The sequence below is a fragment of the Mesorhizobium sp. M4A.F.Ca.ET.050.02.1.1 genome, assembly GCF_003997725.1.
GTDB lineage: Bacteria > Pseudomonadota > Alphaproteobacteria > Rhizobiales > Rhizobiaceae > Mesorhizobium.
Genome location: NZ_RZSG01001428.1, coordinates 1 through 586 on the forward strand (window position 1 = coordinate 1; position 586 = coordinate 586).

Sequence of the window (586 nt, forward strand, 5' to 3'; positions counted from 1 at the left end):
GAGCGTGCCGTCGCGGCTGAGCCCGGCGAGGATCGCCTCACCGATCCGCGTCGGCCTGCCGTTGCCGGCAGGCTCTTGAGATGCGCTGCCACCCGATCATGGCGCGAGCGGCTCTTTCACGGCTCCGAGGCCTTGAGCGCCGCCGGAACCGGATAGCGGCTGCCATCAAAGCGCAGCCGGTAGGTCCGCTTCACCGGTTTGCCGGGGTGCGGCTGGCACTCGCCGTTCTTGTCGGGGGCGGGCTCGTCGGTATCCCTCCGCTCGACCACGGTGATGTCGCGATAACCGCGATGGCTCGCCGATCGCATCGACAGGCTGGCCTTGCTGGAGTGAAAGGATCCGGCGCAACTGGCGTCGCCTTCGCCGCCAAAACTGTCGACGACGAGGCCGTCGAGCACCAGTCGCAGCCCATCGCGGGTGAGGGCATAGAGCCTGAGGTCGGTTTCACGGAAGGGATTGGGCCGAGAATCGCTTGCCATTTCGATGCGCAGGCCGAAGGCGCTTACATCGGTCGCCAGCCTGTATCGGCCGGTATCGAACTCGATCTTGCGGATGTAGATGGCATCATCATTCATCAGCCCGGGCT

1 pseudogene is annotated in these 586 nt (G+C 65.7%); it reads right to left on the reverse strand.

Annotated elements, in window-relative coordinates:
* Nucleotides 1-116 precede the first annotated feature (116 nt).
* Nucleotides 117-586, reverse strand: a pseudogene (locus EOA33_RS37955) (hypothetical protein); the annotation flags it as partial.